This is a genomic window from Streptomyces sp. NPDC048295, assembly GCF_040652135.1.
In the GTDB taxonomy this organism is placed as follows: Bacteria; Actinomycetota; Actinomycetes; order Streptomycetales; family Streptomycetaceae; genus Streptomyces.
Genome location: NZ_JBEZLL010000028.1, coordinates 1 through 13,545, shown reverse-complemented (window position 1 = coordinate 13,545; position 13,545 = coordinate 1). Strand labels below are relative to the sequence as shown.

Below are 13,545 nucleotides of genomic sequence, written 5' to 3'. Positions count from 1 at the left end.
CTGATAACCCCGTCACTGCCACTCACGCATGCCGCCCGGGATGCTGAAGTGTCCCGGACAACGGGAGCTGGGCTGCCCCGACCTGGCGTCAACCGTTCGGCGGAGCCCGAGAGCAGCTCGAACACCGGACCCGAATGACACGTCGGCAGGCCCGAACCGCCTTTCCTCACTTTATGCACATATGCAACCACAATGAATAATTGATGGTGGAGTGGCCTGCCCCACTGGCGGAAGGCCGCCTCACCCCGAGCCAACACGTCGGGAGATATCAGTGACCAGTCATCACACTCCACAACACCCCCTCACCGGAGTGGAGGCGGAGCGAAGCCGAGCCCAAGCCGGCATCGGTACTCGTGAGCAATGGCGGCGGGCAGGAGTCGTGGCGGGACTGTGCGCGGCACTGGCCGGCACCGCACTGACGCCCGCGACCGCCGCACCGGCCGCCGCCGGGCCGGCCACCACCCCGGCAACGGTCAGAGGAACCGACCCGTCGTCCACCTTCGGCTTCACCGGGGCCCCGCAGTCCTTCACCGTCCCCGCGAACGCGGTCGTCACCATCACCGCGGACGGTGCCGGCGGCGCCGACAACACCGGCACCCCCTGCGGCTTCACCGGGTCCGGGGGGACGGGAGCACGGGTCGTCACCACGCTGCCGGTGACCACCGCCCCGACGACCTACACCGTCAACGTCGGCGGAACCGGCAGCGCGGGTTGCAACGGGAGTGGCACCGGTGGCTACAACGGTGGTGCCCCGGGCGGCACTTCGAGCAACCCCACGGGTCAGTTCCGCAGGGGTCCCGGAGGAGGCGGGGCGTCCAGTGTCAGCACCGGCACCGTCCTCCTCGTCGTTGCCGGCGGCGGTGGTGCCGGCGGCGGCGCCCCGTTCGCCGGCACGATCGCGGGAGGCAACGGGGGCAACGGCGGCACACCGGACGCCACCGCCGGCACTGCCGGAGCGTTCGACAGCGGTGGTTCGCCGGGGTCCGGCGGGCAAGGCGGCAGCACCACCACCATGGCCGTCGGCATCGGCGGTACGCCGGCCACCCCCACTGGAGGCTGTACGCCCGCCGCAGGCAACCCGGGAGGCAGCTTCACCGGCACCACGGTCGGCACCGGCGGCACCGGCGGCAACAACACCGGCGGCAACTGCGTGGCCGCCGGGGCCGGTGGAGGCGGTGGCGGCGGGTACTACGCCGGCGGCGGAGGCGGCGCCGCCACACCCGGCTCCAGCGGCCTCGGCCGTGCGGGTGGTGGCGGGGGCGGCGGAGGAAGCAGTCTCGCCACCGCGACGGGCACCGGGACGAGCTACACGGCCTCGGCGATCGGGACGGCGAACAAGAGCGGTCAGGTGATCATCTCCTACACGGTGGTCACCCCCTCCTTGACCATCGCCAAGACCCACAACGGGAAGTTCGTCCAGGGCGAGCAGGGGATCTACACCGTCACGGTCGGCAACAGCGGGCCGGGCGCCACCGACGGCAGCACGGTCACCGTGCACGACAGCCTGCCGCCAGGATTCACCGCCCGCAGCATCAGCGGCGCCGGATGGAACTGCACCCGGAGCACCCTCACGTGCACTCGCAGCGATGTGCTGGTGGCAGGAAGCAGCTACCCGGCCATCACCCTCAACGTCAAGATCTCCTGTGACTGCGACTCGCACCACAAGGCCACCAACACCGCCACCGTCACCGGAGGCGGCGACACCGCAACCCACACCGCCACCGACCCCACCGTCATCAAGCGCAACGAGCACTGTCACCACGGCGGGCACGACCGCAGCTAGCCAACCTCCACCCCGGCGGCTGTCGAGGACGCCGGCCGGTGCCAGGAACGTCCCGCTCCCATCGCGGGCCTGACCCGACCGCCCGGAGCCGTGCCGGCCCCCGAGCGCGGCCTTCCGAACCCGGCCGACCGGGACTCCCCGGCCAAGTGACGATTGGACGGGGAGTCCCCCGGTGCCCTTCATGGCGTACCGCGGCAGCACGACCCTCTGCCACAGATCACACCGTCGAAGACCGACAAGGAACATCTCCTTCCGGTCAGCCCCGGGCTCGCCGTCCGTTGGGCCTCGCGGGACATCGGCCGACCGGCCCGGTGGGAGGACCGACGGGTGATGCGCTGGACAGCTGGACAGCAGGACAGCAGAGGGCTCCGGGCCGCTGAGCGTGGTCAGGGCCTCTTCGGCCAGCCGGTGCGGGGCCTTTCGCATGGGCTGTCTGCTCAGAAGCACGAACCAACGCCCTCGCCGGGGACTTCGAGGACGGCCAGGAACACAAGGATGTCGCCGCGATGCGCGCCGAGCTGGAACGTGTGCAGCACGAAGTGGGCGAGCGGCACGGGCGGGAGCCGAGGGAGTCGGCGCATCTGGGGGCGCGACTGACCGAGTGTGGCGCGCGTTTCAAGGATCTGTAGTGGGTGCCGGCCGCCTTGGTGCCCGCCCTGGTACGGGTCGATCTGACAGGGCCGGCCGTGCTCGCGCAGGGTGGGCCGTGAGGCCGATGTGCCTGTGACAGAACGAAGACGTCGCAGGGGACCGCCTGTGACTCGGTGCGAGATACAAATACTTCCGAACACACGCACCGCGCCATTCCTGGGGGAACACCGTGAAGTACACCCGCATCACCGCTCTCGCCGCCATCAGCGTCGCCGCCACCCTCTCGCTCACCGCCTGCAGCGGGGACGGCTCCGGGACGGGCTCGTCCTCCAAGGGCTCCTCGTCCTCCTCGTCCTCGAACGACGGCACGAAGGCGGAGAACGGCTCCGCCACCGGCGGCTCGGAGGCCGGCAACGCGAAGACGGACTCCGGTGAGGACACCAAGGCAGAGGCAGCCGCGAACGCCGCGACGAAGACCAGCGGCAAGATCACCTTCTGCAAGACGCGGGACCTCGCCATCGACGCCACGGACGCCGCACCCGACGAGGAGTCCGGCAGGATCGACATCACCATGATCAACCGGGGCTCGACCACCTGCTCGGCAACCGGCTTCGCGGGCGTCGACATCAAGGACGCCGACAACACCTCGAACCCCATCGAACGCGGCCACGCCCAGCCGCGTATCACCACCCTGAAGCCCGGCGACGCCGCCGTCTTCAACCTGTCCTACGACATCGACAACACCGGCAACAGCCTCTCGTCCCCGACCAACATCCTGGTGACGCCCCCCAACGAGACCCACACCATCAGCCTCAACTGGCCCGAGGGCGCAGGGGACATCAAGGGCGCCTACACCGACGTCGAGGTCTACCCCACCCACACGACCGAGTAGGCACGGTGCGCACAGCCGCCCCCGGCGGCCAACCACCCCGTCTTGCCGTGGCCTTGATCACCCAGCGGGTGGCCGGCCCGACATCTCGCCCCTGTCCGGCGACCGGCGAGGAGCCCGTGACCATCGGGTCAGAACATCCCGAATGCCCTGCCCCCGGTTACTGCAAGGAAGCCGACACCCAGGACCCCGAAGATCCCTCGCATGACGTCCGGGGAGAACCTTGGATCGACCCCGCCACCAGGTGAGCGCTGGACCATCAGGTCATACACGCGCAGCCCAACATTCCGATAGTCGAGCGCGATAGCCGTCGCGCCGGCACCCACGACGCCTCCCCAGACCAAGCTCAGCCAGTCACCCACGGATCACTTCTCCCCAAGCGGATTGCTCGGATGGAGTGTCTCAGACGCTGGCCTCAACCATCCAGGCTCAAGGGCTCAAGGGCTCAGGAGGCGAAGACTGGTGCACTTGTCTCCGTACTGCGTGGAGCACCGAGAGAAGTACTCCGACAACGGGCCGAGGTATATGAACAAGCTCGCATGCTCGGCAGCGACACCACGGGGCCAAGGGACTGGACGGTCAGCTCATCTGTGCCGAACCGCATCCGGTGCCAGCCGCCCCGGTCCACAACGGGGGGCGGGGACGTATGGCCGTAGAGGGCCAGCGCCTGGGCCACAATCACAGGAACAACGTCACCGTGCGAGCAAGCCACCACGTGGCCACCGGGGTGGGTTTTGCCCATCGCGATCAGCACCGCAAGGGCTGCCCCGGCCATCCAGGCTCCGCCCAGCTCCCGCTGGAACGGAGAGAAGAACCCTTCGGTCCATTCCCGCGGCTGGTAGGTGCCGTCGGGGGTAGCCAGGCCCGGCGCGGTCGCAATGCTCAGGCCAAAGGACCGGGCCAGCGGCTCGACCGTCTGCACACACCGTTTCGCCGGGCTGGAATAGATCGCATCGATGCTGCACCTTCCTCCCGGAGCCAGACGGGACTTGGGGGGCCTGATCACGCGCATCGATGAATAATTCGAGCGCCGTACCTTGACGGAGCCCAACAACACCGAGTTGGCGATGTTCGGCTGGCGGTGGATCAGAATGCGGGAACGCTGACGGCTCGTGCCACCCGGCGGTGAGACACCGTACGCCGTGTCTTCCGAGGATCGATATTGACGCTCCCTCAGGTGTGTTCCAGCCGCTGCTGCGGGCGGTTGTGGACGGTGATGGTGCTGGTCATGGAGACCGATGCACCGTTCTGGGACTCGCTGGTGTTCGAGGGGATCGACGATATGGATGTCGAGGCGGTTGCAGCCGCGTTCGGCACGGTCGAGGATCGCTTGAGGGTTCCTTCGTTTGACGACAGGCGGTAGGCGGGTAACCGTGCTGCGTCGAAAACCAGTTGACCGCCTCGCGACGGGCCACCGAGGCTTGTGCGTCACCGCCACCAGCCCGGGAGAACGAGTGTCGACGGTTACCCCTGCCATGTTCACGGCCCCGCTCGGTCACGACGCGGCGCTGATACCGCGTACGGTCGCGATCGCGGAGGCTCACCAGGCTCTGCTGATGGCCAACTACGAGCGCCTTGCTCAGTGGGACCCGGACTTTGATGCGGAGAACCCGACAACGCTCGACGAGACGCGCTCACGTCTGGAGCGCCAAGGCCACGCATGGCTTGAGGGAACGCAGTTGCCCCTCGATATCGCGGTGCCGGCGGGCCGAGACTGGCAACTGGTCGGGGCGGTCACCTTGAACTGCGACATGGCCATGAAGGCTGGCGAGATCGGCTATTGGATCGACACTGCGTTCGAAGGCCGAGGGCTGGTCACCAGAGCCGCCACGGCGGTCCTGGACCAGGCGTTCGGCCACATCGGCCTGGACCGTGTCGAACTGCGGACCGGCACCGACAATACGCGCAGTCGCAGCGTGGCCCGCCGCCTGGGATTCACCGAGGAGGGCTTGCTGCGCGAAGCAGTGATCTTCCCCAACGGAGCACGCGACGACGACGTCGTCTACGGACTCCTCGCACGGGAGTGGCTCAAGTCCCCTGAACAAGACGGTCCGTCGCAGTCATAGGAGGTGACATTGATGCTGATACTCAGGTTCCGGTGGCCGTGGCTCGGGCACTGACTGACGCCCTGCTGGGCTGTCTTCGCGTTGTTCTGTCCAGCCGCCGGAACCCGTTCTCATGGCTCCGGCCGGGCGGAACATGACCTGATAGGAGCTTGGTCAGAGGCCCCTTCAATGTCCTGTCTGCGCCACCCGGCCGGCGCCTACCTTCGGCTGGGAAGGCGGTATCAGCATGACATCAGAGGTTGCGGCGGACACCGTGGACCAGGATGTGTTCGGCGGGGTCGACTCCCACACCGACACCGTCCACGTCGCTGTCATCAGCGACAACGGAGGCCACCTAGCCGACGCGGAATCCGCCGAGACGACACCCGCACCCACGCCTACCGCGACTGGCTCCACGCGGCCTGACCGTCAGACGCGAACACTTCACTCATAGACAGTGGCGGCCTGAAGCGCTCTGGCCAGGAAGGTCCAGTCCCCGCCCTCTGGGAGATCCTTCCCAACGTTCTGGTACCAGCCCGGCGAGTCACTCATCCATGCCGCAAGAGCCTCAAGGAAGCGGTCGAGGCTCTGGTTCTCCCATTCGTGTCCCCTGCGAAGGTAGTCCTGACGCAGTTCTCGAACGAAGGAGACCAGTTCGTCGCGGCTGCAGACTTCGTCCTCGGGAGTCAGTGACATGCAGCGAAACTACCTTGCGCCTCGTGCATCAGAACACTTGACGAGCAATAGGAACATCAACGCCCTTGTAACTAAGTCATGTTGGGCTCCCCATCCGGCCATTCCGAGCCGGGCCCGCATGCCGGTCGGCGGGCAGAGCCCTCGCCGGAGCTGGAAGGGACGGGGAGGAAGAGGGGGAGAGACCGCCGTGGCGGAGGCGAGTTGCCTGTGGGACTGCACGCAGGATTCCGTCCGGGTCGTCGGAGCCCTGTGACCGATCAGCGACCGCCTGAGCGTCGACATCGCCGAATCCCTCTTCACGTGGCCCTGGAGCTCTCGGTCCCCGTCAGATCCGCGAAGCCGATCCGGATCGGGTACGCCCCATGGCCAGGCATGAGGCGGGTTCGCCGGTTTGACGTCCGTGAACCACAAGGCCCTTCCGAACGTGTGTCGAGAGCACTGTCAGTTTCTGTGTCTCCCCCGCAAATTACTGCCCGGCTTTCGGATGTCCCCGTAGCGGCGCCCATCGGCCGAAGCCGGATCTCGGCGGCGACACCGGGTTCGGATCAGCCGGCGCAAGCTCAGGGAGCCGTGTCCGGCTTGCGGAGCGGAGCCGTTGTCGGTGGGTGATGGCAGGATGGCTCCAGCAGAAGAAGTGCCGACGAACAGAGCAGCCGGGGGCGCCAGTGCGTGAGGTCGTCTACTTGTCCGCAGGAAAGCTGAACGAGTTCCTGCCGGAGCCGCGTCGCGCTCTCCCAGCCGTCAAGCTTCACGCCGGCGTATCCCTCGCCGGGATCAACGTGGAGAATCCCGCGCCGGACAGCGCTCTGGACCTGCGGCGCCACCTCAAACAGGTGGAGAAGAAGGTGGCTCGCCACACGCTCCCGTACACGGAACCCGAGCTCACTCCAGGCCGCTGGGTCAGGTTCAGTGCCTCGCTGACCTGGGTCACGCTCCGGGGCAGATACCAGGACCTGGTGCTGTTCGTGGACCCGGCCCCGGACTCCGCGCAACCCCACGCATCCGGTACCACCCGCCGGCTACTGCTGCACGGCTCCGCCCGGCACCTGCGCGGTCGTCCGCCCGTCCAGGTCGACGGCCCTGCGCTATCCGGCCTCGAAGACGGTGGTTGCAGTGCCGGCAGGACCTTCGTCACCAACGCGGGCCGTGTTGTCGGCGCACTGGCTCACGTCCATGATCCGCTCGAAACGGAGAGCGGGGCGGACGAGGGAAGTCCGGCCGAGCCGACCGGCCTCCGGCATCGCGCCGGAATCCGTGATCTGCTGGCGGCCCTCGACGCCGAGAGCACCGAGGTCAGCACCTCTGCCATGATGACGGGTTACGCCCGGGTCAGCGCGCTGCTGCCCGAGACCACCACCGAGGCCGGCTGCCTGGTGGCAAGCCCGCTGATCGTGGAATACGTCAACTAGTCCGCTGGCCGTGCGGTGCGCCGCACGCGACCCGACCGCCCCGGAAGGAGGCCGCCATGGAAGACCGGACCGATGCGCTTCAAGGCGTGCCGCTGGAGGTCCGGCAGGTCCGCACTGCCCTGACCAGGGAGTTCGTCGGCCTCCTGGACCTGGGCGACCTCCCGGCTCTCTCCCCTGCACAGCGGGAGAGGCTCTTCCTCTCCAGAGCCCTGGCCGCAAAAGCGGCACAGCTCGTCTCGGACTGCACGGCAGCGGAGGCGGCAGAAGCGGTCATCGACGGGGCTGATGACCACGGTATCGACGCCGTGCTGGTCTCACCCGCGACCGCCGAGATCTGGCTGGTCCAGGCAAAGTGGAGCGACCAGGGGACCGCCCGGCTGGACAGTACGGCCATCCAGAAACTGCTCCACGGCCTCCAGCGGCTTGCCGGTCTCCAGTACGACCGGTTCAACGCGAGGTTCCAACGGCTGACCGGCCGAGTCAACGCAGCGCTCAACGCGCCGGCCCTCCGGATTCACCTGGTCCTCGCCGCCCTGGGCGATGACGGCCTCTCCCCCGGGGAGCGAGGACTGTTGGACAGGGCCGCATCAGAGTTCAACGAGTTCGGGGAGCTGCTGGACTTCCAGGTCCTGGCTGTGGCCGACTTCCACTCCGCCGTACGACGGGACGCGATGCCAGAACCGGTGTCGGTCACCGCCACGTTGTCCGACGGCTGGCACATGAACTCCACTCCCTATCAGACGTATCTCGGCACGGTGACCGCTGACGAGCTGGCCATGTGGTACGAGCAACACGGCAAACGGCTATTCGATCAGAACGTGCGTCACCCGCTGGGCCTGACCAACGTCAACGTGGCCTTGATCGACAGCCTGCTGACCAATCCCCACGAGTTCTGGTACTTCAACAACGGCATCACGGTGCTGTGCGACTCGGTCCGGACCGACTACTTCGCCCGGCGCGCTCAAGGTCAGCCGGTGCGCCTGGAGCTGGCCAATCCTCGGGTCGTCAACGGTGCGCAGACCGTGGCCGCCGTTCATCATGCATATGGGCGGGAGCCACAGTCGGTCGCCGAAGCACTTGTCGCGGTCCGGCTCATCTGCCTCGATGGGGCTCCTAGCGATCTGGCGCAGCGCATCACCCAAGCCACCAACACGCAGAACCACGTGGAGGCACGGGACTTCGCTGCGCTCGATCCTCAGCAGGAACTCATCCGCCAGGACTTCGCCCTGTCGCTGGACAAGTCGTACGCCCTCAAGCGCGGCGAGCCGGAGCCGACACCGGCCGCGGGGTGCAACGTGGCAGAGGCAGCGCTGGCCCTTACCTGCGCCTACCCCGATGCAGACCTGGTCGCCCGCTTTCGGCAGGACAGCGATGTCCTGTGGCGCCAGGGCTCCGGTGGTGTATACACCAGGCTCTTCGGCAGCCGTCCCAGTGCCCTGCAGATCTGGCGTTCCGTCAGGCTGCTGCGTCGGGTCCGCGACGAGCTGGCAGCTCTGGCCGACGGGCTGGAAGGCCGTGGCCGGGTAGTTGCCGACCAGGCCGACCTGCTGATCGCCCACATCGCCTTCCAGCTGATCGGTAACGATGGAATCGACGAACCGGGCGACGAGTGGGAGGCCCGGCTGGAGGCCACCGTGAAGCTGACCGGTGTCGTCCTGTCCACGCTGACCGATCGACTGAACGCCCGTTATGGCCAGCACGCCTTCCTCATCCGGACGTTCCGCGACGGACAGAGCTGCCGACACTTGGTGTCGGACGTGCTGGGGTCCCTGGAGCACGGGACTGAACGACAGGCCACCGCTCCTCGACGGCCGAGCCGCGAACGACGACCCAACACCGTACCTCTGCTGGTCGAGCACCGACTCATCAGTGACGGAACCCAGCTGGTCTACCGTCCGAACGGCGCTACGGAGAAAGAGGCCCTTCGCCATTGGCTGAGCGAGGCCCCGGAGCGGTACCTCGCCACCTGGGTCAACGACAGCCGCAGGCCCCTGGTCTGGGCGGTGGATGGCCGGCACTACTCGCCGAGCGGGCTGGTGCTGCGGATCTGGGAAGAGGCCCAATGGGCGGAGCGGCCGGTTGCGGTAAACGGCACGAGAAGCTGGTACCTGCCGGGCGAAGGCTCGTTGGCCGAGCTCGCCAGCGAGCTATTGGCGGATGCGAGGACGGCAGGCGACGGTCCAGGTGGGGAGTGAGGCACGCGTCCTCGACGATCGCTACGAACTGCGCCAGCGGCTCGGTGGCGGCGCCATGGGGGAAGTCCGACTGGGATACGACCGCCGTTCACGGCGTGCCGTCGCCGTCAAGCTGATCCGCCGGGAGCTGTTGGATCCCCGTCAGCGCGATGAACTGATCCAGCGCTTCACTCGCGAGGCCGACCTGCTCGCGCGCTTGAAGCACCCCGGCATCCCGGCGTTCCTCGACGCACGCCTGGACCTCGACGCGGGCGAGCCCTACCTGGTGATGGAACACGTCCTCGGCCAGGACCTCGCGGAGATCATCAGGGAAAGGCGCCGCCTGTCCGATCAGGAGGTCGTTTCCATTGCCATTCAGGTCTGCGACGTCCTCGAATACACCCACGCGATTCCCGTCATCCACCGGGACCTCAAGCCGGCCAACATCATGCTTACCGGCCGCCAGCACGTCATGGTGCTGGACTTCGGCGTGGCCAGGATGTTCAGAGTGGACCAGACCCAGCTGACCCAGGGCAACAGGGTGCTGGGTACCGTCGCGTACATGCCGCCCGAACAGTGCGAGGGGCGCGATGTCAATCCGCGTAGCGACCTCTACTCCCTGGCCTGCATGCTCTACGAACTCCTCACGGGAATCCCGCCATTCACCGGTGACAGCGCCGCCAGGGTCATGCACCAACACCAGTACCGCACACCGGAACCAGTCAGGCTGCTGTGCCCCGACGTCCCCCCGGCGTTGGAGGATGTCATCATGGCCGGGCTGGCGAAACGGGCGAGCCGCCGCCCGGCTACCGCCCGGGAGTTTCGCGAGCGTCTCGGCTCGCTGCATCGAAAGTCGGGTGAGCCCGGTGCCGCACCGTTGCCCGTTTCTGCCCGGGTTCCTGTGCCGACTGCCCCGGACCGCCCAGCAGCCGAGCCACTCCCCGTCCACGTGCGGATCACACAGGCGCAGGCGCTCTTCGACGAGGGACTGATCGTTCAGGCCATGCCCAGGTTTGCCGGCCTGACGCAAGATCTGGCGCGCCTCGGCCCGGAGCACGCCGATGACGCCGCACGATGCCGATTCGGGCTTGTGCGCTGCCAGACGCGTCTTGGATATCAAGAAGAGGCGCTGAAGGATCTACTGGCCCTCGCGGATGCACTGCGGCTGTGCCGACCACCCGACGACCTTCTGCTGCTCGATGTCCGATTCCACCTCGGTCAGCTGCTTCTCGACCTGGATGATCAGCACGGCATCAGCGAGCTCGCTGAGGTCTACCGGGCTCTGACGGCTGCCGGTCGAGCGGAGGACGCGGCGATGACCGCGGAGGTTCGTCGAGCGTTGACCCGGGCCACGCAGGGCTGACGCCCCGGTGACTGGCTGAGCTGTTGGGATCGGCCGTCTCCTCGCCGATTGTGGGCCGGCGTCGCCGCCTCGCGCGGAGTCGTTCTGGAGAAAGCGCATAACGTGTGTTCAGAGTCCGGCCGCGGAACGGCCGATCCGCGGGATCGTTCCTGACGAAGTTTCGGAGGCATCCGGCGTACTGATCAGTCGGGCTCGTCCGACCCGACGTCCTTTCGCATCACCGTACGCAACTCGGCGAGCGTGTCTTCGTACTCGCGTCGCGCGCCGGAGTACCTCTCGCCTCCGGCAAGGGTGCCCGGCTCTGCAAGGTCACGTATACGTCGATGCCTTGGAACGTCTTCTCCGATGCGACAACTGCCCTGGCCGAGGCGGTGATGGCTGCTTGGTGGCGAAGCTGGTAGCAGGGCGCCAAGCTGATCACCATTGCATGGTTCGCACGGCAGGAGAGCCGGGCCGGGGTGGCGATGAGGCACCCTCCTGTGAATGTTGGCAAATGACGGCCATTCGCGAGGGGCGAGTAGAGGCCTCCGCAAAGTGCGCGAGACCGGCAAGTTCCGGCGGGGCTGTTGTTTCGTAACCTGTCGACGTGACCCGCCATACACCGCCGCGCCCAGTGGACGTTGAGCAGCTGTTTCCCGAGGTGGCGCCCCTTCGGAGAGAAACCGTGCGGCTTCACCCACGTGTGGGTGAGCCGACGTGCGAAGACAGCTCGGTAGGAGGCCCGCTGCTGTGGCCGGTCGAGGATGCCTGGCCGCTATGCCCCGAGCACGAGACGTCGCCGATGGTGCCGGTCGTGCAGATCTACCGCACCAGCGTTCCTGACATCGTCCCGTTTCCCGAAGGGTGCGATCTACTCCAAGTTCTGTGGTGCCCACGGAAGCACAGCGGCCACCGCTGGGTCGTTCCGCATGTCCAATGGCGAGAGGCGGGTTCGGTCGGGAAGGTACTGGAGACTCCGCCGAGCCCGGCGGAGCTGTGGGAGAACTACGTCCCGCGCCCGTGTGCGGTGCATCCCGAGCTGGTGACGGAGTACCCCTATTGGGATCTTCATGACGACATGTGGGACGCGTTGGAATTCCGATTCCTGGACCTGGATCAGGAGACAGGCTGGGACTATCAGAGCCACCTCTCCACCGCCCCCGGGACGAAACTGGTCGGATACCCCGGCTGGTGCCAGGACCCCGACTGGCCGGAATGTACTGAATGCGGGAATCGAATGGAACACCTGCTGACAGTGGAGAGCACGGAAGCCGACGCCGTGTCACGGCGCGCCTGGACCCCGATCGAAGAGGAGCACACGCCCTCCGAGGGTCCGGGCCTGGTACTGGGCGATCTGGGCGGTGTGTACCTGTTCGAGTGCCACACTTGCCCTGGTCGTCCGTTCACGCACCGCTACGACTGCCCATAGTGACGGCCCCGACCAATACCCTGACTCGGCGACAACCGACACCGCCTCGACGAGAGCCGTGAGCGGCATCGTCGACCTGCCTCTGCTCCCGCTGCCGGATCGCGTCGCAGAGCTCCGCAGCATGCAGTCACACCACGTCAGGCCGTGGACTGGCCGTTGACGCGGTACTCCTCGGAGGGCAGCGAGTCCCATTGAGTATGCGCACCGTCGCGCGTCACCACGAACAACGGACGCGATCGGAAGACCTTCCCGACCAGTTGCCCGCGCATCGACCCCGGAATAATCCGGACCTGCGTAGCCCTCGGGCGTGTAGCGAAGGTACACGCCCATTGCCTCGGCATACGTGATCGCGTCGCTCAGCGCTCGGGACCGCCGCAGGTGCACCGCGCAGGTGCACCGACTTGCGCTCCACGTGCCAGTAGATCACCACGCCGGTGCCCCGGTAGCGCTGGTGCCACTTGGTCACGAAGTTGCTGGACCAGTCGCCGAGCATGCGGCTGTCGGAGACGCACGCAGTGCCCGCACCCCACCATCCCTCGCTCCTGGCGGCGAAGGTGTGGTCGACCAGCTTGATCAGCGCGGACCCAGCGCGAACAGCACCAGCAGCAGCCGACGGCGCAGGACGTCGCGTGGGATCGCCTCCTAAAGAGTCATCTCAATCGGTCAGTGCGCTTCGGTGGGTGAGAGCCGGGTGCTGTTCGGTCCAGGCGCGACGGCTTGACCGTGATGTGAGACTTGCAGCATGAATATGGGGCGTGAGTCGCGGTGGGAAAAGGACGCAATGACGGTGGAGATCGTTTTTGCTCTGGTGACTGCCGTCGTGCTGGCTGCGGCGGTCTTTGCCGTCGCTCTGACTCTCGCACTGGCTTTTGGCGCCTCCGGCCCAGCAAGGAAGGGCGCGTTGGCGGGGGGTGCACTGCTCGGAGCGGCGGTCGGCGTGTGGCGTCTGGTACGAGTGCTGCGTCGGTTCGACGCGCAGCGTCGTAGAGGTCACTGAGTCCGGGCTTCCTCCTCGGGGTCGGTGGCTTGCCGGCGTGGGGATCGTTCAGCGGCTGGTGCCGGATGAGTTGTGGGAGCTGTTTCAGCGCGTGGTGTCGGCGTACAAGTGGACGTGCGCCACCTCGTACGGATGAGAGTGCACCAAAGCTGATGCGGGGAGGGGTTGGAGCCGCGAGCCTGCTGTCGTC

At 67.1% G+C, this 13,545-nt stretch carries 11 protein-coding genes and 1 pseudogene; 9 read left to right on the top strand and 3 right to left on the bottom strand.

Features of this window, described 5'->3' with window-relative positions; genetic code table 11:
- The first annotated feature begins 379 nt into the window (after positions 1 to 379).
- Complete coding sequence (locus AB0D53_RS32400; protein WP_362452734.1) at positions 380 to 1,783, top strand: hypothetical protein; 1,404 nt, start codon at positions 380 to 382, stop codon at positions 1,781 to 1,783.
- Positions 1,784 to 2,603: 820 nt separating this feature from the next.
- Complete coding sequence (locus AB0D53_RS32395) at positions 2,604 to 3,266, top strand: DUF4232 domain-containing protein (protein WP_362452733.1); 663 nt, start codon at positions 2,604 to 2,606, stop codon at positions 3,264 to 3,266.
- 442 nt (positions 3,267 to 3,708) lie between these two features.
- Here AB0D53_RS32395 and AB0D53_RS32390 read toward each other — a convergent pair whose 3' ends face one another.
- The gene (locus AB0D53_RS32390) at positions 3,709 to 4,275 is read right to left on the bottom strand and encodes a histidine phosphatase family protein (RefSeq protein WP_362452732.1); all 567 of its coding nucleotides are present in this window, start codon (positions 4,273 to 4,275) and stop codon (positions 3,709 to 3,711) included.
- Positions 4,276 to 4,491: 216 nt separating this feature from the next.
- Here AB0D53_RS32390 and AB0D53_RS32385 point away from each other — a divergent pair, with 216 nt between their 5' ends.
- Both AB0D53_RS32385 and AB0D53_RS32380 read left to right on the top strand, forming a co-directional pair.
- Positions 4,492 to 4,626, top strand: coding sequence for a hypothetical protein (locus AB0D53_RS32385; RefSeq protein WP_362452730.1), 135 nt, complete (start codon positions 4,492 to 4,494; stop codon positions 4,624 to 4,626).
- Positions 4,627 to 4,819: 193 nt separating this feature from the next.
- On the top strand, positions 4,820 to 5,329 hold the full coding sequence (locus AB0D53_RS32380; protein WP_362452729.1) for a GNAT family protein: 510 nt from the start codon (positions 4,820 to 4,822) through the stop codon (positions 5,327 to 5,329).
- 423 nt (positions 5,330 to 5,752) lie between these two features.
- Here the strand turns inward: AB0D53_RS32380 and AB0D53_RS32375 are convergent, their stop codons facing one another.
- On the bottom strand, positions 5,753 to 6,004 hold the full coding sequence (locus AB0D53_RS32375; protein WP_362452728.1) for a hypothetical protein: 252 nt from the start codon (positions 6,002 to 6,004) through the stop codon (positions 5,753 to 5,755).
- A gap of 608 nt (positions 6,005 to 6,612) precedes the next feature.
- Here AB0D53_RS32375 and AB0D53_RS32370 point away from each other — a divergent pair.
- The 4 genes from AB0D53_RS32370 (at position 6,613) to AB0D53_RS32355 (ending at position 12,358) form a co-directional block, all read left to right on the top strand.
- Positions 6,613 to 7,413, top strand: coding sequence for an SAVMC3_10250 family protein (locus AB0D53_RS32370; RefSeq protein ID WP_362452727.1), 801 nt, complete (start codon positions 6,613 to 6,615; stop codon positions 7,411 to 7,413).
- 56 nt (positions 7,414 to 7,469) lie between these two features.
- Positions 7,470 to 9,608 (top strand): AIPR family protein, encoded by a 2,139-nt coding sequence (locus tag AB0D53_RS32365; RefSeq protein WP_362452726.1) that lies wholly within the window; start codon positions 7,470 to 7,472, stop codon positions 9,606 to 9,608.
- Positions 9,571 to 10,950, top strand: coding sequence for a serine/threonine-protein kinase (locus AB0D53_RS32360; RefSeq protein ID WP_362452725.1), 1,380 nt, complete (start codon positions 9,571 to 9,573; stop codon positions 10,948 to 10,950). Before AB0D53_RS32365 ends, AB0D53_RS32360 begins: the two co-directional genes overlap by 38 nt.
- 586 nt (positions 10,951 to 11,536) lie before the next feature.
- On the top strand, positions 11,537 to 12,358 hold the full coding sequence (locus AB0D53_RS32355; RefSeq protein WP_362452723.1) for a DUF1963 domain-containing protein: 822 nt from the start codon (positions 11,537 to 11,539) through the stop codon (positions 12,356 to 12,358).
- Between the two features lie 214 nt (positions 12,359 to 12,572).
- Here the strand turns inward: AB0D53_RS32355 and AB0D53_RS32350 are convergent.
- Positions 12,573 to 12,938: pseudogene (locus AB0D53_RS32350) on the bottom strand (Tn3 family transposase); the annotation flags it as partial.
- Positions 12,939 to 13,100: 162 nt separating this feature from the next.
- On the opposite strand from AB0D53_RS32350, the gene AB0D53_RS32345 reads away from it, so the two are divergent.
- Positions 13,101 to 13,355, top strand: coding sequence for a DUF6332 family protein (locus tag AB0D53_RS32345; protein WP_362452722.1), 255 nt, complete (start codon positions 13,101 to 13,103; stop codon positions 13,353 to 13,355).
- The last annotated feature ends 190 nt before the right edge of the window (positions 13,356 to 13,545 follow it).

What these genes read in the sequence shown, in the direction of transcription:
- AB0D53_RS32365 (WP_362452726.1), top strand. Translation starts at nt 7,470, where the DNA reads ATGGAAGACCGGACCGATGCGCTTCAAGGCGTGCCGCTGGAGGTCCGG.
- AB0D53_RS32345 (WP_362452722.1), top strand. Translation starts at nt 13,101, where the DNA reads ATGAATATGGGGCGTGAGTCGCGGTGGGAAAAGGACGCAATGACGGTG.
- AB0D53_RS32370 (WP_362452727.1), top strand. Translation starts at nt 6,613, where the DNA reads ATGGCAGGATGGCTCCAGCAGAAGAAGTGCCGACGAACAGAGCAGCCG.
- AB0D53_RS32380 (WP_362452729.1), top strand. Translation starts at nt 4,820, where the DNA reads ATGGCCAACTACGAGCGCCTTGCTCAGTGGGACCCGGACTTTGATGCG.
- AB0D53_RS32390 (WP_362452732.1), bottom strand. Translation starts at nt 4,275, where the DNA reads ATGCGCGTGATCAGGCCCCCCAAGTCCCGTCTGGCTCCGGGAGGAAGG.
- AB0D53_RS32375 (WP_362452728.1), bottom strand. Translation starts at nt 6,004, where the DNA reads ATGTCACTGACTCCCGAGGACGAAGTCTGCAGCCGCGACGAACTGGTC.
- AB0D53_RS32385 (WP_362452730.1), top strand. Translation starts at nt 4,492, where the DNA reads ATGGAGACCGATGCACCGTTCTGGGACTCGCTGGTGTTCGAGGGGATC.
- AB0D53_RS32360 (WP_362452725.1), top strand. Translation starts at nt 9,571, where the DNA reads ATGCGAGGACGGCAGGCGACGGTCCAGGTGGGGAGTGAGGCACGCGTC.